Consider the following 17,791-nt stretch of genomic DNA (forward strand, 5'->3'; position numbering starts at 1 on the left):
GCAGACCAGTCGCGCCTCACCCGCAAATCATCGGCCCTGACCGCCTGCACACCGAGCAGCCGGCAGCCGGCAGCCGCTGGAGTTCCGAAACATCCAATCCGGCCGCCACCCACCCGCGCGAACCTGGTCAGGTCAACCGGCCGAGCCGGGCAGCCACCCGCAACACGAAGGCGCATCACCATGACCGACACACCCAACACACCCAACACACCTGACGCACCCGACAAACCCGACACCACCAAGCAGCCCCCCGCCCCCCAAATCTGGCCCACCTTCCGCGCCCGCGACGCCCGCGCCCTGATCCGTTTCCTCGTCGACGTCTTCGGCTTCGAGGAGACCGTGGTCTACGGCGAGGGGGATCGGGTCGATCATGCGCAGTTGAGCTGGCCCGAGGGGGGTGGGGTCATGCTGGGTTCCGTGCGTGAGGAGGCGGAGGCCCTGGACGGGCCGACGCCGCCCGGTTCTTTCAGCGCCTACGTCGTCACCGCCGACCCGGACGCCGTGCACGCCCGCGCCAAGGAGGCAGGCGCGGAGATCAGCACCGATCTGCATGTCACCGAGTACGGCTCCCGGGACTTCGCGGCCCGGGACCCGGAGGGCAACCGGTGGTACTTCGGCACCTACGCGGGAGAGCCGCGCTGAGGCTCGCCGTAGGCCGCGGCGGGCCGGGCGGACCGTATGTCGACCGCCGTGAGCGCCAGTGCGAGCGGGCCGGGTGCCAGGAAGGCGAGCGGAACGAGCATCCAGGCGCACACGGCGGCCGTCGCGACCGCGAGGAGGACCAAGGCGCTGCCGCCCAGGTCCCGTGCCGCGTCCCGGGCGGCCTCGCGCAGGGCCGCCGGCCAGTCCGTGAGGGACTCGGGGCGGGCGCACGCCCGCAGGGCGATCACGGTGGCGCAGGCGCCGATCGCGGCGGCCGTCGCGGCGAAGACGGGCGCTCCCGGCAGTCCGGCGCCCGCAAGGGCCAGGTCGGCGGCGAGCAGCAGCGCGCCCGCCAGGGCGACGAGTCCCGCCACCAGGTCGCCCACCCGCAGCCGCCGTCGCAGCAGGGCGAAGTAGCGTCCCGCGGTGGCGGGTTGGTCCTCCCGGACGCCGCGCAGCACCGCGCAGGCCGTCGACAGCGCGGCCGGTGCGGTCAGCAGCGGCAGACACGCGGCGGCGGTGGCGAGGCCGACGCTGAGCATGTCGGCGAACAGCGTCATACGGGGGCCGAAGACCTCGCCCGGCTCCCTGGTCTGCGCTCGGCTCACCGCGCTCACCCCTTCAGTCCGGAGCTGGCCATGCCCTCCACCAGGAACCGCTGGAAGGCGAGGAAGAACAGCACGATCGGCAGCAGCGCGATCACCGACATCGCGAACATCGGGCCGAACGCCGACTGGCTGGAGGCGTCCACGAACGACCGCAGGGCGAGCGTCAGCGTGAACTTGTCCGGGTCGAAGAGGTAGATCAGCTGGGTGAAGAAGTCGTTCCAGGTCCAGATGAAGGTGAAGATCGCCGTGGTGATCAGCGCGGGACGGGTCAACGGCAGGATCACCTGGAAGAAGCTACGGAACGGCCCGCACCCGTCGATCCGCGCCGCCTCCTCCAGCTCCCTCGGCAGCCCGCGCATGAACTGCACGATCAGGAACACGAAGAACGCCTCCGTGGCAAGGAACTTGGGCAGGATCAGCGGCCAGTAGGTGTTCACCAGGCCGAGCTTGTTGAAGATGATGTACTGCGGGATCAGCACCGCGTGGTGCGGCAGCATGATGGTGGCGATCATGAACGCGAACAGCGGCCCGCGCAGCCGGAATCGGAGCCGGGCGAAGGCGTAGGCGGCGAGCGAGCAGCTGATCACGTTGCCGACGACCGCACCGCCCGCGATCAGCAGCGAGTTGCCGAGCAGCCGCCAGATGGACACGTCGTTCACGCCGTCCAGGGCCGTCTTGTAGTTGGACCATTCCAGGTGCCCGGGCAGCAGGTCGAGGCTCGCGATGACCTCGTCGGCCGGCTTGAGGGAGGTGGCGAGCAGCCACGCCAGCGGGTAGAGCATCACCAGCAGCGCGACCAGGCAGCCGAGGTGGACGGCCAGGCGCCCCCGGCGAACCGGCTTGCGGGGCACGGCGGTTGAGGCTGTGGCTGTGGCTGTCATCGCTCCCCCTCGGAGGCGTAGAAGACCCAGGCGCGTGAGGTGCGGAACAGCACCGCGGTGACGACGCCGATCACGATCAGCAGCACCCAGGCCATGGCGGAGGCGTAGCCCATGTGGGAGGCGACGAAGCCGCGGTCGTAGAGGTAGAGGGTGTAGACGAGGGTCGAGTCGGCGGGGCCGCCCTTGCCGCCGCTGACCGCGAAGGCGGGCGTGAACACCTGGAACGCCTGGATGGTCTGCAGGACCAGGTTGAAGAACAGCACCGGGGACAGCATCGGCACGGTGACGGACACGAACTGCCGCCATTTCCCCGCCCCGTCCACGGCCGCCGCCTCGTACAGCTCCGCCGGGATCTGCTGCAGTCCGGCCAGGAAGATGACCATCGGCGCGCCGAACTGCCATACCGTCAGCAGTGCCACGGCCAGCAGCGACCAGCCTGGCTTGTTGATCCAGCCGCCGGTGCCGAGGAGGTTGTCCACCGTGCCGCCGTCGTTGAAGATCGCACGCCAGACCAGGGCGATGGACATGGAGGCGCCGAGCAGGGAGGGCGCGTAGAAGGCGGAGCGGTAGAAGCCCTTGCCGCGCCTCATGTTCTTCAGGGCGAGCGCGACACCGAGGGCGAGCGCGAGTTGCAGGGGTACGGCGATGACGACGTACGTCAGGGTCGTGGTGACCGACCGCCAGTAGCGCGGGTCCTCGGTGAACATCTGCGTGTAGTTGCGCAGTCCCACCCAGTGGGGCGCGTTGAACAGGTCGTAGTCGGTGAAGGACAGATACAGCGAGACGGCCATCGGCAGCAGTGTCAGGACGATCGCGCCGAGCACCCAGGGTGAGAGGAACACCCAGGCGGCGCCCTCACGTTCGCGCTTGGGGCGGCGTTTGGGGAGGGTGGCGGTCCGGGGCGGGCGTGCGGTGGGCGCGGGGATGTCGGTGGTGGTCATGACCTCAGCTCCGCCTTGGCCTCGGTGACATAGTTCTCGGCCGCCTCACGCGGCGACATGCGCTCGTACGACACCTGGTCGTAGTCGCGCGCGAAGGTGGTCTGCAGGGCGTTGTCGCCGGAGGGCGGGGCCTGCGGCGGGTCCTTGAGGGTGCCTTCCAGCGACGCCTGGTAGTCGGCGACTGTCTTGTCGAAGTCCTTGAGCTGCGAGGCGGTCTGCTTGCGGATGGTCTCGTTGACGGGGATGCCGCGGGTGGCGCCGAGGATCTTCGCCGCCTGCGGGTCGTTGAGGAGGAAGTCGACGAGTTCGGCGGATTCCTTCGGGTGGGAGGTGTCGGCGGCCACGCCGAGGAACATCGACGGCTTGTAGTACTGACCGGGTGTGCCGTCCGCGCCCGACGGCATCGGCGCCAGCGCGACCCCGCCCTTGACGATGGCGAGGTAACCGCTGGCCGGGGCGTCCCAGTTGAAGTCGGAGGACGCCGTGCCGCGGCCGAGCGGGGTGTTCTCGACGGTGCCGTCGAGCTGTGTGGTCTGCTCGGCCTTGGAGACCGTGCCCTCCCGGCGCAGCCGGTCCGCGAAGGCCCACCAGCGGGTGAGGTCGGAGGCGGTGAAGCCGAGGGAGCCGCTCTTGGTGTAGAGGGACTTGCCCCGGCCGCGCAGCCACACCTCGAAGGCGTCCTCGCTCTGGCCGGGGTCGGTGGCTCCGGGTTTGCCGGTCCTCCTCGCCAGGGCGCGCATGGCGTCCGCCCACTCGCTCCAGGTCCAGCCCCGTTTGGGCAGGGGCACCCCGGACGCCTTCCAGGTCGCGACGTCGTAGACGAGGGTCTCGGTGCCGCGGCCCTGGGGGACGGCGTACAGGGTGCCGTCCACCCGGCCGGTGGCGAGCAGGCCCGCGTCGATCTCGCCGGTGCGCAGGGCGCTCTTGACCTTGCCGAGGTCGAGCAGGACGTGCCCGGAGGCGTACTGGTCGATCTGGCGGTAGTCGAGCTGCATCACGTCGGGTGCGTCGCCGCCGGTGGCCTGGATGGCGAGCTTCTGCTTGTAGGCGTCGTATCCGGAGAACGACGTCTGCACCCGTACACCGGGGTGCTGTTTCTCGAACAGGGCGACGGCCTGCTCGGTGCGTGCCGCGCGGTCGGGGTTGCCCCACCAGGTGTAGCGCAGCACGATCTTGCCGCCGCCGGTCGCGTCCCCGGATCCCCCGCATCCGGCCAGCACCGCGCAGAGCGCCAGTGCCGCGGCCGATGCGCAGAACCCCTTTGTCCTGTGCCCGGGCATGCCGAGGTCACCTCTTCCTCTAATCGTTGTTCGATCGCTCTGCTGACGCTCCCTCAATAACCCTGCGTTTGCGCTTACTTGACCTCGTACGGCAGTGTCGTGCCGGGCAGCGCGTACTCGTCGCGGCGACCGCACATGCCGTAACCGCCGAGCCTTGTGGGTGCGCTCTCGTGTGCGGTCGCCTCGGTGAGATAGGCCGGTTCGCCCGCTTCCAGTGCGTCGAGCTGTGCGCCGGTGCGTTCGGCGGTGGCCAGGGCGCCCGCCCGCCACAACTCCCGCCAGTGCGGCACCTTGTCGCGCACCAGCCGGGCCGCCGTCCGCTGGAACTCCAGGTACGGTCCGCTGTCCCCCGCCGCCAGCGCCTCGCGCAGGACGAGATAGCCCTCCATGGCGAGATCCCGGCGCCGGCGTGCGGCCTTCTCCGTGTCGACTCCCGTACCGGGCGGCAGCGTTGCGGCGGCCGCGTACCTCTCGGGATCGGCGAGCACCTCGGGCGGGAAGGTGAAGACGGCGTCCCCGGCCTCGGGCAGTCCGCTGTTCTGCATCAGCACGGTGATGCGCAGATCGCCGCCCTGCACCATGCGGTGCACGGTGCCCGGGGTGAACCAGGCGACCGAGCCGGGCCGCAGCGGGATGTCCCGGTAGCCGTCGGGGCTGAGTGTCTGCACCGCCCCGCGGCCGCCCGTGACGACGTACGCCTCCGTGCACACCAGATGCAGATGCGGGCTGCCGCCGCACACACCGTCGGCGGCCTCCCAGTCGTAGGCGCTGAGGTGGGACAGGCCGACCGCGCCGGGCAGCGGGTGGGGCAGTTCGGGTTCGCTCACCACGGCAGGCCCTCCAGGTGGTCGGCGACGCGGTCGCGGTCCCAGGCTCCGTCGGCGACGACGACCCGGTAGCGGTAGCCGAAGGACGCCCCGGGCAGCAGCTCGAACTCCTCGAAGAACGCCCAGGAGAACGCGACCGTGGGGATCGGCTCGGAGCGCACGAACCAGTGCGACTCGTGGATCGCGGCCGCCGCGTCGAGGTTCTCGGGCGCGTGCGCGAAGACGAGCGTGGAGTGCGCGTCGACGTCGTCGTGCTCGGTGGTGAAGGCCAGCCAGGGACCTTGCGTGCCCATCAGTTTGCCCGCGTCCGCGCCCGCTCCCCCGTCGGTGTCGGCGCCGAAGGCGGTGCCGCCGGTGAAGTCGCGGGCGCCGCGCCACTGCAGTCCGGTGTAGCCGGCCATCTCCCGGCCGTGCGTGGTGGGCGAGCCGAACACCAGTGGTGCGTCACGGACGTTGGTGAGTTCGATCGACCAGTCCAGGGCCCAGGCGCCGGCCTCCTCGTCGACCGAGTGGACGGTGATCTGGCGCACCTCGCGCGCCCACTCGGCGCCGCCGTTCTCCACCCAGGTCAGGGCCTCGGTGAAGGCGAGCCGGTCGTCCTCGACGGTGAACTCGGGGAAGCCGTCGTGCCGCATCGAGCCGACCCGCTCGGGCAGCCGCTGATAACCCTCGCCGTGGACATAGCAGTTGCCGCCCCAGAAGTTCTGCCCGGACAGGTGACTGGCCGTCATCTGCAGGCCCTTGTGCCAGCGGTGGTCGCTGGGGCGGTAGCCGGTCACGGTGCGCCCACCGAGGGTGCGCAGGGGGTGGGCGTAGGGCTTGCGCGACTCGAAGGCGTCGGGGTCGGGTCGGTAGACGTAGCGGAGGATCTCGGTGCCGTCCGGCGCCGCGACCGCGATGTGGTCGCCGTGGGCGTGCTGGACGTGGATGCTCATGCGCGCTCCTTGGGGGCCCAGTGGGGGTGGTCGCCGTGCATGGCCTGGTGGAAGGGGTCGCCCGGTGCGATCTCGCCCGCGTGCACGGGCAGTCCGGTGAACGCCGCTTTGTAGAGGGCGGCGGCGAATTCGAGGGTGGCGCGGGCGTCGGGGCCGCTGCCCGGCGGCCGTACGTCGTTGTCGTGAGCGTCGAGGAGGGCGCCGAGCTGGGCGGCGTGCGAGCTGGGGACGTCCGCGGCGGGGGTGCGCCAGGCGGTGGCGCGTTCGGGGGCGACGTGCGGGGCGGGGGTGTAGACCCAGTCGTCGTTGCGGTGTCCGTAGAGATGGGTGAGTTCGATCGTGCCGTCGGCGCAGTCGACGCGGATGCGGCTCACCTCGTCGGGCGAGAGGACGCTGTTGACGACGGTCGCGAGGGCGCCGTTGCGGAAACGGACCAGTGCCGTCGAGACGTCCTCGCTCTCGGTGTCGTGCACCAGGCGCGCCGCCATGGCCCGCACCTCGGCCCACGGGCCGAGCAGATGCAGCAGCAGGTCGTACTGGTGGATGCCGTGGCCCATGGTCGGGCCGCCGCCCTCGGAGGCCCAGCGGCCCCGCCACGGTACGGCGTAGTAAGCGGCGTCACGGTGCCAGGTGGTCTGGCAGTGCGCGACGAGCGGGGCGCCGAGTTCACCGTCGGCGATCAGCTCGCGGGCGTGCACCGCGCCGGAGCCGTAGCGGTGCTGGAAGACCACCGAGGCGTAGGCCCCGGACGACTCCTCGGCCGCCGCGATCTCGTCGTACTCGGCGAGCGAGAGGCACAGCGGCTTCTCGCACAGCACCCAGGCGCCCGTCTTCAGCGCCGCGATCGTCTGCTCCCGGTGCAGGGACGGCGGTGTGCCGATGAGCACCAGGTCGGGCCGTACGGCCTCCAGCATCTCGGCCATCGAGGTGTACCCGGCGACCTCGCCGCCCGCCCGCTCGCGAAAAGCCTCCAGCCGGCCGCGGTCCACATCGACGGCGGCGACCAGTTCCGCCCGGTCGGCATGTGCTCTGAGCGCGGGCAGATGGCTGCTGCTGACGATGCCGCCGGTGCCGACGACGGCGACCGAGCGGCGGTGGGGGCGTGGGGGCATACGGCGCTCCTCGGACGTACGACGATCAACGCGAGCAGAAAGCGCTTGCACTCGGAGCGAGGCTAGGTGCGGGCCCATGTCTGGACAACCCCCCTGCAGTAGATCCTGTGGTCCGGCGGCTGGTCACGGGCACATTGCGCCGAAATGCGAGCGGTGACCGGACCGAGGGCGGCGAGACCCGCTCGCCGCGCACACCGGCCCCACAACCCGGTCACTGCATTGGCATGGACCTGCTCATGATCTGCGGCTAAGCTCTGCCGCGCATGTGTGAGAGCGCTCTCAAAGTTCTGCTGTTCCACCCCCACCTTGCTGGAACAACGAAGGGGCCACTGCCTTGAGACGCACAACAGCGATGCGCACCACCCTGTCCGCAGCCCTCCTCCTGGGGACCTGGGCGGCCGTCGGCAGTCAGGCGGCCTCCGCCACCGACTCCACCGCGCACTCCACCGAAGCACCCGCCTCCGCCCAGCTGCTGTCCGCGATGCAGCACGACCTGGGCCTGACCAAGAGCCAGGCCGTGGCACGCCTGGCCGCCGAGAAGACCGCCACGGCCGTGGAGCGCAAGGCCAAGCGCGCCGCCGGTTCGGCGTACGGCGGCTCGTGGTTCGACGCCGCCGACGGCAAGCTGACCGTGGCCGTCACGCGCGGCGCGGACACCGATGCCGTACGCGCCACGGGGGCGTCCGTACGCCTCGTGGAGCACAGCGCGCGGCAGCTCGACGCGGCGAAGGCACGCATCGACGCCCTGTCCGCACCGTCCGGCGTCAGCAACTGGTACGTCGACGTCAAGACCAACAAGGTCGTCGTGGACGTCGTCACCGCCCACCGGGCTGACAACGATGTCCGCGCCTTCCTGGCCAAGGCGCGCAAAGCGGGCCCGGTCACGGTGAAGCACACCGCCGAGGCACCGAAGACCCTCGCCGCCGGAACCGTGGGCGGCGACCCCTACTACACCGGCAACGTCCGCTGCTCCATAGGCTTCTCGGTGATCGGCGGCTTCGTCTCCGCCGGGCACTGCGACGTGCACGCCGGTGCCGTGTACGGCTGGGACCACTCCTACGTCGGCAACTTCCAGGGCTCGTCGTTCCCCGACAACGACTACTCCTGGGTGAACGTCGGCAGCGGCTGGTGGACCGTGCCGGTCGTGCTCGGCTGGGGCACGGTCTCCGACCAGCTCGTCCGCGGCTCCGCCGAGGCCCCCGTCGGCGCGTCGATCTGCCGCTCCGGCTCCACCTCGCACTGGCACTGCGGCAACATCCTGGCGAAGAACGAGACGGTCAACTACAGCGAGGGCGCCGTCCATGAGATGACGAAGACCAACGTGTGCGCCGAACCCGGCGACTCAGGCGGCTCTTTCATCAGCGGCGACCAGGCCCAGGGGGTCACCTCCGGCGGCTGGGGCAACTGCACCTCCGGCGGTGAGACCTGGTACCAGCCGATCAACGAGATCCTCAACCGCTACGGGCTGACGCTGCAGACGGCGTGACGTAGCACTGCTTACGCTGAACGGGCTTCGCGGGGAATGGAGTTGGCGAAGCCCGTTCGCCATGTCGGAGGGTCCGGGGTCATGAGTGACGCGGTCGATCTGCGGGACGTGATCGAGTGCGCCGGGCGGAGGACGGTGGACGGCGGCTGTGTGGAGCGGGCGTTCCGTCTCGGTCGTGAAGTCGGCGCCGTTCCGGGGGTGTTGTGGCTGCCTTCCCCGGCCGTCGGCTCGTCGGCTCCTCCCCTGGTGCTGCTGGGACATGGCGGCAGTGGTCACAAGAGAAGCGAGCGGGTCGTGCTGTTGGGCCGGTGGTTCGCGTCGTCCGCCGGGGTGGCCGCGCTGGCGATCGACGGTCCCTATCACGGCGACCGTGTCCCCGACGGTCCGCTGTCCCCCGCGGAGTACCAGGCCCGCATCGTCGCGGAGGGGATCGGCGTCGTCCTCGATCGCATGACGGACGACTGGCGGACGTGCGTGGACTCCCTCGCGGCCCAGGGCGTCGTGGACGGTGACCGTCTCGCCTACCTCGGAATGTCGATGGCGACCCGCTTCGGCATTCCCCTGGCGGCGGCCCTCCGCGACCGGCTCCGTTGCGTCGTCCTCGGCAAGTTCGGCCTACGGCAAGGGTCCGCCCTGCACCGGGAGTTGGAGGTGCCGGAACGCGTGGCGGCGGACGCGGGCCGCATCGTCGCTCCCGCTCTGTTCCACCTTCAGTGGCGCGACGAGATCTTTCCGCACGACGGCCAGCTCGCCCTCTTCGATGCCCTTGGATCACGGGAGAAGGCACTGCTCTGCTACAACGGCGGACACAGCGAGACGGACCCCGCCGCCGTCACGCTCTGGCGTGATTTCGTGTGCCGCCGTCTTCGTGGTGCGGGCGACCGCTAATTCGGTGGTGGCGGGTCGCGGCTGTGGTTAGCGTCGCCGTGTGACGTATGAGGATCCGCTGGCGTATGCGATCGGGCTCGAAGGGCTGGCGCTGCTGCGGTCGTTCACCGGTGGGCGTGACCGTGCGTTCACCGAGGCTCGGCTCGCCGAGATCCGGGAGCTGCTCGACGACGCGTCACTGGCCGGTGCGGCGGTCGATGTCGTCGACGTCGGCACGGTCGACGGCTACGAGATCTGGTCGCGGACGTACGACGGCCCCAACTCGGCGTTCGACTTCGACGAGCCGGTGATCGGGGAGATCCTCGGCGGGCTGCCGGCCGGCGACGCTCTGGACGCCGCGTGCGGCACCGGGCGGATGGCGGCTCTGCTGGCGCCGCGCGGCCACCGGGTGGTGGGCGTGGACAGCTCGCCGGACATGCTGGCGCGGGCACGCGAACGCGTCCCCGGCGGTGACTTCAGGCCGGGCACCCTGCAAGAGCTGCCCGTGGCCGACGACTCCGTGGATCTGGTCGTCTGCTCCCTGGCCCTGACGCATGTACGCGAACTGCCGCCGGTGATGGAGGAGTTCGCGAGGGTGCTGCGCCCCGGCGGTCATCTGGTGATCTCGGACATGCATCACGAGTGGGTGGGGCGGGGCATGGTTCCGCCCGTGCGTCTGCCGGACGGGACCCGGGGCCGTCTCCAGAGCTACCGGCACCCCACCGGTGACTACCTTCGGGCCGCGCTGCCGGTGGGGCTTCAGGTGAGGCGGTGCGAGGAGCCGCTCAATCGCACGGCGGAGGACTCGGAGAACTCCTCGGCGCGGAATGCGTCGAAGTCGCGGAATTCGTCGCGGTCGCAGAACTCGTCGGAGTCGCAGAACTCGTCGCGCCGACGCGAACCGGGGCCGTGGGAGCTCTGGCCGTGGTGTCTGGCCGACCTGGTGCCCGAGGCCGCCGAAGCGGCGAACGAGGCGGTGCCGGTGGAGGTCATCTGGCACTTCCAGCTGGCCGGAACCTGAATCGGGCTCCGCTCAGTCACGGGCCGCAGGGATCGGCGGACGTCGTTTTCTCGGTACGGTGCCCGAGCCCGCCGCCTTCAACAGGCGGCGGAAGGTGGGGCACTGGGCGTGGCTCGGTGCGCGGCAGGCGGCCGCGTGCCGCAAGGAGTCGCGCAGGACGCCGAGTTCACGGATCGTCCTGTCCAGCTCGTCGGCCTTGGCGGCGAGCATCTCACGGTCGAGGGCCGGCTCTCCGTCCGGTGCGAACATGCGGGCGATCTCGTCGAGGGAGAACCCGGCGGTGCGCCCCAGCGCGATCAGCGCCAGCCGCTCCAGTACTCCGGGGTCGTACTGGCGGCGCAGACCCCGCCTGCCTGCCGAGGAGATCAGCCCCTTCTCCTCGTAGAAACGCAGCGTCGATGCGGGGAGTCCGGCGCGCTGCGCCACCTCGGCGATGTCCAGCTCTGTCATGCTCTTTACCTCAAGTCGACTTGAAGTGGCACGGTGTCATCCCGGCCGGAGGAAGGCAAGGAGAGGGAGGCGATCATGGTCAGCGCGCGCAGGAACGACGACGAGCAGGCAGCTCGCTGGAACGGACCCGGTGGCAGTGCATGGGTCGAGTTGCAGCCGGTCCTGGACGGGATGTTCAGGCCTCTGGAGACCCTGCTCGTCGATGCCGTGTCCGCGCAGAAGCCGGGCCGCGTTCTCGATGTCGGCTGCGGTGCCGGCGGTGTCACGCTGGCGCTCGCCCGGCGGCTCGGTCCCGCGAGCCGTTGCGTCGGCGTCGACATCTCCGGGCCGTTGGTCACCGCCGCTCGCGAGCGCGCCGAGCGCGAGGCCACAGCGGCGGACTTCGTGCACGCCGACGCGCAGGAGCACGCCTTCGAGCCCGCGTCCTTCGACGCCGTCGTCTCGCGCTTCGGCGTGATGTTCTTCAGCGACCCCGTCCGCGCGTTCGCCAATTTGCGTCGTGCCTCGACGGACCGGGCCCGGCTGCGGCTCATCGTGTGGCGCGGTCCTGCGGAGAACCCGTTCATGACGACGGCCCAACGCGCCGCGGCACCGCTGGTGCCGGGGCTGCCCACCCGTCGTCCGGACGAGCCGGGGCAGTTCGCCTTCGCGGATGCCGACAGGGTGCGCGGCATCCTGACGGAGGGCGGCTGGGCGGGGGTCGACCTCCGGCCGGTCGACGTCGAGTGCGTCTTGCCGGAGTCCGCGCTGCTCCGCTACATCACGCGGCTGGGTCCGGTGAGCCAGGTGCTGGGCGAGTTGGACGAGGAGACCCGCGGGCGGGTCGTCGAAACGGTCCGCGCCGCGTTCGACCCCTTCGTCGAGGGCGAGGACGTCCGCTTCACCGCGGCCTGCTGGGTCGTCGACGCCCACGGGTCGTCCTTTCGTTGATCCAGACGCCCTTTCCCGGACCCCCACCGCTGTCGCATAGTGAGGGTTCGGTTCTCCGGGGTGAGGAACAGGATGACGAGCAAGCAGGCCCTGATCGTGCGCGGCGGCTGGGAGGGGCACCAGCCCGTCCAGGCAACGGAGTTGTTCCTGCCGTTCCTCGAACGCAGCGGTTTCACCGTACGGGTCGAGGAGAAGACCGATGTCTACGCCGATGCCGACGCGATGGCCGGCACGGATCTCGTGGTGCAGTGCATCTCGATGTCGGAGATCACCCCCGAGCAGCTGTCCGGACTGACCGCGGCGATCGAGGCGGGCACCGGCTTCACCGGCTGGCACGGCGGCATCGTCGACTCCTTCCGAGCCTCCTCCGACTATCTCCACCTGGTGGGTGGCCAGTTCGCGACGCACCCCGGCATCGAGCCGTGCGAGCGCCGCGGGGAGGCGGAGGACTACTTTCTGCCGTACGTCGTCAACATCACCGACCTCGGCCGCGAACACCCTGTCACCGCGGGCATCGAGGACTTCGAGCTGCGCACCGAGCAGTACTGGGTGCTGCACGACGACCTGATCGACGTCCTGGCCACCACCACGCATCCGGCCCGCTCGTGGCAGCCCTGGCACCGGCCCGTCACGGCGCCGGCGATCTGGACCCGGCAGTGGGGCGCCGGGCGGATCGTGGTGACGACGCCCGGGCACAGCCTGGACGTCCTGGAGCACCCGAGCGTGCGTACGGTCATCGAGAGGGGCATGCTGTGGGCGACGCGCACCGCATCGGCGTCGTAGGTCTCGGAGTCATCTCCCGCGCCTACCTGGACACGCTCGTCGGCCATCCCTCCGTACGCGTCACCGCGGTCGCCGACCTCGACGCCACCCGGTCGGCCGCGGTCGCCGACGAGCTGCCCGGCGTGGCGGCTCAGTCCGTGGAGGAGCTGCTGAGCAGCCCGGACGTGGACACGGTGCTGAACCTCACCGTTCCCGCGGCCCACGCCGAGATCGCCCTCGGTGCCATCGCCCGCGGGAAGAACGTCTACGGGGAGAAGCCGCTCGCCGCCACCCTCGCCGACGCGCACACCGTCATGGCGGCCGCCGCGAAGGCGGGAGTCGCCGTGGGGTGCGCCCCGGACACCGTGCTGGGCACCGGGATCCAGACGGCGCGGGCCGCGGTGGAGGCGGGGACCATCGGTCGCCCGCTGTCGGCGTCGGCGGTGATGGTCACGCCGGGGCACGAACGCTGGCACCCCCAGCCCGACTTCTACTACGCGCCCGGCGGCGGCCCCCTGCTCGACATGGGGCCGTACTATCTCGCCTCCCTCGTCCACCTGCTGGGCCCGGTGCGTGCCGTGACCGGAGCGTCCAGCCGGCTGCGCGGCGAGCGGGTCATCGGCTCCGGCCCGCGCACGGGCGAGCGGATCCCGGTCGAGGTGGACACGCATGTCTCCGGGATTCTGGAGCACACGAGCGGGGCCCTTACGACGATCACGACCAGCTTCGACGGGGTGGCCACGACGGCCGCGCCGATCGAGGTCCACGGCGAGACGGGCACCCTCGCGGTGCCGGACCCGAACGGGTTCGACGGCGAGGTGCGCCTCTTCGCGCTCGGCGCGGAGCAATGGACCACGCTCGCGCCGTCGGCGGGCTACGCGGGCGGCTCGCGCGGCGTCGGCCTGCTGGACTTCATCGCCGCGAACGGCGAACGCGGCCCCCGCGCGAGCGGCGATCTGGCCCTGCACGTGCTGGACACGATGACCGCCCTCCTGCGTTCCTCCGCCGAAGGCCGCCGCATCGAGCTGACGACGTCGACACCGCCGCCCGCCCCGGTTCCCTATACGACGGTGGAGGAGTGGAGGGAGCGGGCCTGGCCCGTGCCGCGGTGAACAGGGCCCCGGGCCAGGGCGCACGTCGGCCCGGGGAGCCGTACGTCCACCGCAGACCTCAGGCGACCTCCGCGGCCACGTCCCTGCCGTCGGGCTCGGTCGTGGGCGCCATCTCCTCCGTAGGTGCGGGCTTGCGGATCAGGAGTAGGGCCGCGTCGTCGTGGAGGCGGCCGCCGACGTGGGCGAGGAGTTCGTCGTGGAGGGCGCCGAGGGTGTGGGCCGGGTCGTCGCAGACATGGCGGGCGAGGCCCTCGTCGAGCGAGTAGAAGGCTCGGCCGCCGTCGCGGGCCTCGGTGACGCCGTCGGTGTAGAGCAGCAGCTGGTCGCCGTCGGCGAAGGGCAGCACCTGGAGGCGGGGGATGTGATCGGTGAGGGCGCGCAAGCCGAGGGGCGGGGCGGGCTGCTCGGGCTCCACGGCCTCGACGCCGCCGGACTCACGCACCAGCAGCGGCGGCGTGTGTCCGCAGTTGACCATCTCCAGCTGCCCCGACCGCGGGTATCCGGCGACCACGGCGGTGACGAAGTCGTCGCTGCCGAGGTTGCGGGCGAGGCTGCGCTCGATGCGCTCGACGACGGTGAGGAGGTCGGGTTCGTCGTAGGCGGCCTCACGGAAGACGCCCAGCACCAGCGCGGCGGTCCCCACGGCCGGCAACCCCTTGCCGCGTACGTCGCCGACGATCAGCCGTACCCCGTACGGCGTGGGGATGAGTGCGTACAGATCGCCGCCGATACGGGCCTCGGCCGCCGCGGCGCTGTAGCGGACGGCCACCTGGAAGGGGCCGACGGTCGCCGGGACCGGCTTGAGCAGGGCGTGCTGGGCGGTCTCCGCGACCGAGCGCACGGCGGCGAGGACCCGCTCGCGGTAGGCGCGCAGTCCGCTGGCCAGGGCGCTCGCGAGGGTCACGGCCGCCAGGGCGGACAGCAGGGCCGCGAGTTCCTGGCCGGGCACACCGTCGCGGGCGCCGAGGATAGCGCCGAGCCCCGCGGCGAGGAGGCCGACGCACAGAACGCCGCGCGGCCCGTTGGTGGTGGCGGCCAGGGCGGGCCCGGCGGCGAGCATGGGCAGCCATACCATCCCGGCACCGCCGGCCATGTCCACGAGCACGATCACGGCGACGATCAGCACCGGCAGCGCGGGCGCCCAGGCGGTCAGCCGCGCCAGGCCGCGCCTGCGGGCCGAGCCCTCGGGACCGGCCGCTCGGTTCCTGGACGACCAAATGGGGAGGCGGCCGCCGTCCTGCGCTCGGGCGTGGCTCATGTGTTGTTCTCTGTCCTCTTCTACGAAACGGCACAAGGGCGTGTTCTGCGTACGGCACAAGGGCATGCGGATGCGGCCCCCCAGCGGCGCAGCCGTCGGTCGTCGACTCACCCAGGCCCAGGAGCATCACGACGAAATGCCCGTTTCAACCAGGAAACGGTGCGACCTCGGGCCCTCACAAGAAGAGGGTTTTCATAGTGAGCGACAGCCCCCTGGTCACCCGGTTCGCGGTCGGGATAAGCCGCCTGCGGACCTCCGGCATCCGGGACAGCCGCTCGACCGGCAGGGAGACGCCGAGCGAACCCAGCGTGTCCCCGCTGTAGACGGGCACGGCGACACAGACCGTACCCAGGGAGTACTCCTCCAGGTCCATGACCGCGGGGGCCTCGGGCGAGGCGTCCAACCTCCGCAGCAGTTCCGGCGTGCTGGTGATCGTCCGTGGGGTGAGGTCGGCGAGGTGGTGCCGGGAGAGGTAGTCCCTGCGGGCGTCCTCGTCCAGTTCCCGCAGCACGGACTTGCCCAGGGCGGTCGCGTGTCCCGCGTCCTCGAATCCCACCCACAGATCGACGCGGGGCGCCCGGGGACTGTCCACGATCTCGGCGACACGGATCTCGCCGTCCTCGTAGAAGGTGAGGTACGCGGCGGCCGCGAGTCCGTCGCGCAGTGCGGCGAGTGTGGGGCGCACCCGGCTGAGCAGTGTCTGGGCACGGCCAGTGGTCCGCAGTGTCTGCATCCGGTCGCCGAGGACGAATCCGCCGTCGTCGAGCTTGCGCAGATATCCGTCGTGGACCAGCGTGCGCAGCAAATGGTAGGCGGTGGCCAGGGGCAGCCCCGTCTCACGTGCCAGCTGCTTCGCCGGCGCGCCGTTCTCGTGCGCGCTCACCGCCTCCAGCAGGCGGAAGGCCCGCTGGACGGACGTGATCAGCGTCGGGCCCTCGCGCCCACCCATGGTTCCAGCGTGCGCCCGCCGCACCGAGGGGGCAACGCGGGGCAGGTCCGCACCGGACCTCGGCTCCTGTCCGCAACACAATGCCGGAACGGGAGTTGTCCCGTTCCGGCATTGCGCCGACCGCGGCCGCACCGGGCGATGCGCCGCGCGATCCGGCTACTTGGTGGCGAACGGAACGAAGAACGGGCTGAGGTCGATCTCGTACTTGAAGCTCTCCTGCGACGCGGGCTTGGTGGTGTCGCTCTTTCCCACGGTCGAGGCCGGGAAGGTCACGAAGCCGCTCTGCTGGGGGCCGTCGGTGTCATCGGCGAAACCGACACCGACACTGAGCACGGACAGACCCGCGACGACGGCGGACACAACGGCAGCGCGCTGGAACTTGCGCATTGATTCGACCCTTTCTCATCTGGGCATGAGGCCCCGGAAGAACTACTTAATGTGAGCATATACACGCAATACGTAGTAATAGGGCAAGGCGCCACGGCCGACCCGGCCGGAGATACCCGGAAGTACCCGGAAATACCGTGTGCGAAGTGAGGTCGTGCCATGAGAGTGATCGTCGTGGGTGCGGGCATAGGGGGACTTGCCGCGGCGGTGAGCCTGCGTCGTGGCGGCCACGAGGTCACCGTGTTCGAGCAGACGCCGCGGTTCACCGAGGTCGGCGCCGGGATCCAGCTCGCGCCCAACGCCACGCGCGAGCTGCGCCGGCTGGGCCTGCTCGACGCGGTCGCCGCACAGTCCGCCCGGCCCACCGCCACAAGTTTCCGCTCGTGGTCCGACGGGAGCGAGATCTGCAGCTACGCGCTGGGGCGCGCGGCCGAGGAGGAGTTCGGGGCGCCCTACCTTCAGGTTCACCGGGCCGATCTGCGCGATGCTCTGGCCACCGCGGTGCCGCCCCGGTCAGTGCGTCTGAGCACTCCCGTCACGGAGATCGGCCAAAACGACCGGTCCGCCTGGGTGTCGACGGCGGGCGGCGAACGCCTGGTGGCCGACCTGGTCGTGGCCGCGGACGGCATCCGGTCCGCGGCCCGTCAGCGGCTCTTCGGCGCGGACGAGGCGGTCTTCTCCCAGACCGCCGCCTACCGCGCGCTGCTCCCGGTCGACGAGGTGGCGGATCTGGGCCTGCCGGACACCGGGGTCTGGCTCGGACCGGGGCGGCACTTCGTCCACTACTGGCTGCGCCGCGGCGAACTCCTCAACGTCGTGGCCGTGTTCGGGACGCAGGCCGCCCAGGAGTCGTGGACGGCCCGGGCGGAACCGGGCGAGCAGTTACGCGCGTTCGAGGGCTGGGACTCCCGGGTGCTCGCCGTCCTGGAACGCGCGGGGCAGGTCTTCCGCTACGGCATCTACACCCGCGCCCCGCTCGCCACCTGGCACACCGGGCGGGTGGCCCTGCTGGGCGACAGTGCCCACGCGATGGTGCCGTTCCAGGCCCAGGGCGCGGCGCAGGCGATCCTGGACGCGGCCGTGCTCGGCGACTGCCTGCGGGACGCGGCACCCTCCGACGTGCCCGACGCCCTCGACCGGTACGAGCACCGGAGGCTGCCGCAGGCCACGAGCATGCAGGCCAGATCTGCGCGGGCGGGCGAGGAGTTCCATCTGCCGGACGGTCCCGAGGCCCGCGAGCGCAACGCCCGTATGGCCGCCTACGCCGCCGAGCACCGGTTCATGCCGGTGGCGACGGCATGGGGCGTCGACGTGCTCGACGAGCGGACTGCGTCGTGAACTGC

The 17,791-nt window shown here is 71.1% G+C and carries 19 protein-coding genes; 8 read left to right on the forward strand and 11 right to left on the reverse strand.

What is annotated here, in order from left to right; all coding sequences use genetic code 11:
* Positions 1 to 180: 180 nt before the first annotated feature.
* Positions 181 to 642 (forward strand): VOC family protein, encoded by a 462-nt coding sequence (locus tag JYK17_RS15800; RefSeq protein ID WP_108009228.1) that lies wholly within the window; start codon positions 181 to 183, stop codon positions 640 to 642.
* Here JYK17_RS15800 and JYK17_RS15805 read toward each other — a convergent pair.
* From JYK17_RS15805 to JYK17_RS15835, 7 genes are all read right to left on the reverse strand, one after another.
* Complete coding sequence (locus JYK17_RS15805) at positions 621 to 1,250, reverse strand: hypothetical protein (RefSeq protein WP_108010107.1); 630 nt, start codon at positions 1,248 to 1,250, stop codon at positions 621 to 623. The two genes, JYK17_RS15800 and JYK17_RS15805, sit on opposite strands and share 22 nt — an antisense overlap.
* A 5-nt stretch (positions 1,251 to 1,255) precedes the next feature.
* On the reverse strand, positions 1,256 to 2,131 hold the full coding sequence (locus tag JYK17_RS15810; RefSeq protein WP_128803936.1) for a carbohydrate ABC transporter permease: 876 nt from the start codon (positions 2,129 to 2,131) through the stop codon (positions 1,256 to 1,258).
* Positions 2,128 to 3,072, reverse strand: coding sequence for a carbohydrate ABC transporter permease (locus JYK17_RS15815; protein WP_128803935.1), 945 nt, complete (start codon positions 3,070 to 3,072; stop codon positions 2,128 to 2,130). The genes JYK17_RS15810 and JYK17_RS15815 overlap by 4 nt, the downstream gene beginning before the upstream one ends.
* Positions 3,069 to 4,352, reverse strand: a complete 1,284-nt coding sequence (locus JYK17_RS15820; RefSeq protein ID WP_222810587.1) for an ABC transporter substrate-binding protein — start codon at positions 4,350 to 4,352, stop codon at positions 3,069 to 3,071. Before JYK17_RS15820 ends, JYK17_RS15815 begins: the two co-directional genes overlap by 4 nt.
* A 74-nt stretch (positions 4,353 to 4,426) precedes the next feature.
* Complete coding sequence (locus JYK17_RS15825) at positions 4,427 to 5,182, reverse strand: cupin domain-containing protein (RefSeq protein ID WP_128803934.1); 756 nt, start codon at positions 5,180 to 5,182, stop codon at positions 4,427 to 4,429.
* Positions 5,176 to 6,114, reverse strand: a complete 939-nt coding sequence (locus JYK17_RS15830) for a DUF6807 domain-containing protein (protein WP_222810588.1) — start codon at positions 6,112 to 6,114, stop codon at positions 5,176 to 5,178. The genes JYK17_RS15825 and JYK17_RS15830 overlap by 7 nt, the downstream gene beginning before the upstream one ends.
* Positions 6,111 to 7,226 carry a Gfo/Idh/MocA family protein gene (locus tag JYK17_RS15835; RefSeq protein WP_108009240.1) on the reverse strand — a complete coding sequence of 372 codons (1,116 nt, stop codon included), beginning with the start codon at positions 7,224 to 7,226 and terminating at the stop codon, positions 6,111 to 6,113. The genes JYK17_RS15830 and JYK17_RS15835 overlap by 4 nt, the downstream gene beginning before the upstream one ends.
* A gap of 352 nt (positions 7,227 to 7,578) precedes the next feature.
* Between JYK17_RS15835 and JYK17_RS15840 the strand changes: the two genes are divergently transcribed.
* The 3 genes from JYK17_RS15840 (at position 7,579) to JYK17_RS15850 (ending at position 10,600) form a co-directional block, all read left to right on the forward strand.
* The gene (locus tag JYK17_RS15840) at positions 7,579 to 8,712 is read left to right on the forward strand and encodes a S1 family peptidase (RefSeq protein ID WP_108009242.1); all 1,134 of its coding nucleotides are present in this window, start codon (positions 7,579 to 7,581) and stop codon (positions 8,710 to 8,712) included.
* An 81-nt stretch (positions 8,713 to 8,793) separates the two neighbouring features.
* Positions 8,794 to 9,600, forward strand: a complete 807-nt coding sequence (locus tag JYK17_RS15845) for an alpha/beta hydrolase family protein (RefSeq protein WP_222810589.1) — start codon at positions 8,794 to 8,796, stop codon at positions 9,598 to 9,600.
* A 40-nt stretch (positions 9,601 to 9,640) separates the two neighbouring features.
* Entirely contained in the window at positions 9,641 to 10,600 is a 960-nt protein-coding gene (locus JYK17_RS15850; RefSeq protein WP_108009246.1) for a class I SAM-dependent methyltransferase, read from the forward strand.
* A 12-nt stretch (positions 10,601 to 10,612) separates the two neighbouring features.
* On the opposite strand, the gene JYK17_RS15855 is transcribed toward JYK17_RS15850, so the two are convergent.
* Positions 10,613 to 11,050, reverse strand: a complete 438-nt coding sequence (locus tag JYK17_RS15855; RefSeq protein WP_108009248.1) for a helix-turn-helix domain-containing protein — start codon at positions 11,048 to 11,050, stop codon at positions 10,613 to 10,615.
* A gap of 75 nt (positions 11,051 to 11,125) precedes the next feature.
* Here JYK17_RS15855 and JYK17_RS15860 point away from each other — a divergent pair, with 75 nt between their 5' ends.
* The 3 genes from JYK17_RS15860 to JYK17_RS15870 all read left to right on the forward strand — a co-directional run bounded on the left by JYK17_RS15860 (position 11,126) and on the right by JYK17_RS15870 (position 13,854).
* Positions 11,126 to 11,980, forward strand: a complete 855-nt coding sequence (locus JYK17_RS15860) for a class I SAM-dependent methyltransferase (RefSeq protein WP_222810590.1) — start codon at positions 11,126 to 11,128, stop codon at positions 11,978 to 11,980.
* A 72-nt stretch (positions 11,981 to 12,052) separates the two neighbouring features.
* Complete coding sequence (locus JYK17_RS15865; RefSeq protein ID WP_108009252.1) at positions 12,053 to 12,763, forward strand: ThuA domain-containing protein; 711 nt, start codon at positions 12,053 to 12,055, stop codon at positions 12,761 to 12,763.
* Positions 12,733 to 13,854 (forward strand): Gfo/Idh/MocA family protein, encoded by a 1,122-nt coding sequence (locus JYK17_RS15870; protein WP_222810591.1) that lies wholly within the window; start codon positions 12,733 to 12,735, stop codon positions 13,852 to 13,854. Before JYK17_RS15865 ends, JYK17_RS15870 begins: the two co-directional genes overlap by 31 nt.
* Positions 13,855 to 13,912: 58 nt before the next feature.
* Here JYK17_RS15870 and JYK17_RS15875 read toward each other — a convergent pair whose 3' ends face one another.
* The 3 genes from JYK17_RS15875 to JYK17_RS15885 form a co-directional block, all read right to left on the reverse strand.
* Positions 13,913 to 15,112 (reverse strand): PP2C family protein-serine/threonine phosphatase, encoded by a 1,200-nt coding sequence (locus JYK17_RS15875; protein WP_222810592.1) that lies wholly within the window; start codon positions 15,110 to 15,112, stop codon positions 13,913 to 13,915.
* A gap of 175 nt (positions 15,113 to 15,287) precedes the next feature.
* Positions 15,288 to 16,061, reverse strand: a complete 774-nt coding sequence (locus JYK17_RS15880; RefSeq protein ID WP_222810593.1) for an IclR family transcriptional regulator — start codon at positions 16,059 to 16,061, stop codon at positions 15,288 to 15,290.
* Positions 16,062 to 16,217: 156 nt separating this feature from the next.
* The gene (locus JYK17_RS15885) at positions 16,218 to 16,448 is read right to left on the reverse strand and encodes a hypothetical protein (RefSeq protein WP_108009260.1); all 231 of its coding nucleotides are present in this window, start codon (positions 16,446 to 16,448) and stop codon (positions 16,218 to 16,220) included.
* 159 nt (positions 16,449 to 16,607) lie between these two features.
* Here JYK17_RS15885 and JYK17_RS15890 point away from each other — a divergent pair, with 159 nt between their 5' ends.
* Positions 16,608 to 17,786, forward strand: coding sequence for an FAD-dependent monooxygenase (locus tag JYK17_RS15890; protein WP_222810594.1), 1,179 nt, complete (start codon positions 16,608 to 16,610; stop codon positions 17,784 to 17,786).
* Positions 17,787 to 17,791: the final 5 nt, after the last annotated feature.

This window comes from Streptomyces plumbidurans (assembly GCF_019857225.1).
GTDB lineage: Bacteria > Actinomycetota > Actinomycetes > Streptomycetales > Streptomycetaceae > Streptomyces > Streptomyces plumbidurans.

Bases quoted from the DNA above. Each gene is read 5' to 3' on its own strand.
- JYK17_RS15800 (WP_108009228.1), top strand. From the start codon at position 181: ATGACCGACACACCCAACACACCCAACACACCTGACGCACCCGACAAA.
- JYK17_RS15810 (WP_128803936.1), bottom strand. From the start codon at position 2,131: ATGACAGCCACAGCCACAGCCTCAACCGCCGTGCCCCGCAAGCCGGTT.
- JYK17_RS15815 (WP_128803935.1), bottom strand. From the start codon at position 3,072: ATGACCACCACCGACATCCCCGCGCCCACCGCACGCCCGCCCCGGACC.
- JYK17_RS15820 (WP_222810587.1), bottom strand. From the start codon at position 4,352: ATGCCCGGGCACAGGACAAAGGGGTTCTGCGCATCGGCCGCGGCACTG.
- JYK17_RS15830 (WP_222810588.1), bottom strand. From the start codon at position 6,114: ATGAGCATCCACGTCCAGCACGCCCACGGCGACCACATCGCGGTCGCG.
- JYK17_RS15835 (WP_108009240.1), bottom strand. From the start codon at position 7,226: ATGCCCCCACGCCCCCACCGCCGCTCGGTCGCCGTCGTCGGCACCGGC.
- JYK17_RS15840 (WP_108009242.1), top strand. From the start codon at position 7,579: ATGCGCACCACCCTGTCCGCAGCCCTCCTCCTGGGGACCTGGGCGGCC.
- JYK17_RS15845 (WP_222810589.1), top strand. From the start codon at position 8,794: ATGAGTGACGCGGTCGATCTGCGGGACGTGATCGAGTGCGCCGGGCGG.
- JYK17_RS15855 (WP_108009248.1), bottom strand. From the start codon at position 11,050: ATGACAGAGCTGGACATCGCCGAGGTGGCGCAGCGCGCCGGACTCCCC.
- JYK17_RS15860 (WP_222810590.1), top strand. From the start codon at position 11,126: ATGGTCAGCGCGCGCAGGAACGACGACGAGCAGGCAGCTCGCTGGAAC.
- JYK17_RS15865 (WP_108009252.1), top strand. From the start codon at position 12,053: ATGACGAGCAAGCAGGCCCTGATCGTGCGCGGCGGCTGGGAGGGGCAC.
- JYK17_RS15875 (WP_222810592.1), bottom strand. From the start codon at position 15,112: ATGAGCCACGCCCGAGCGCAGGACGGCGGCCGCCTCCCCATTTGGTCG.
- JYK17_RS15880 (WP_222810593.1), bottom strand. From the start codon at position 16,061: ATGGGTGGGCGCGAGGGCCCGACGCTGATCACGTCCGTCCAGCGGGCC.
- JYK17_RS15885 (WP_108009260.1), bottom strand. From the start codon at position 16,448: ATGCGCAAGTTCCAGCGCGCTGCCGTTGTGTCCGCCGTCGTCGCGGGT.
- JYK17_RS15890 (WP_222810594.1), top strand. From the start codon at position 16,608: ATGAGAGTGATCGTCGTGGGTGCGGGCATAGGGGGACTTGCCGCGGCG.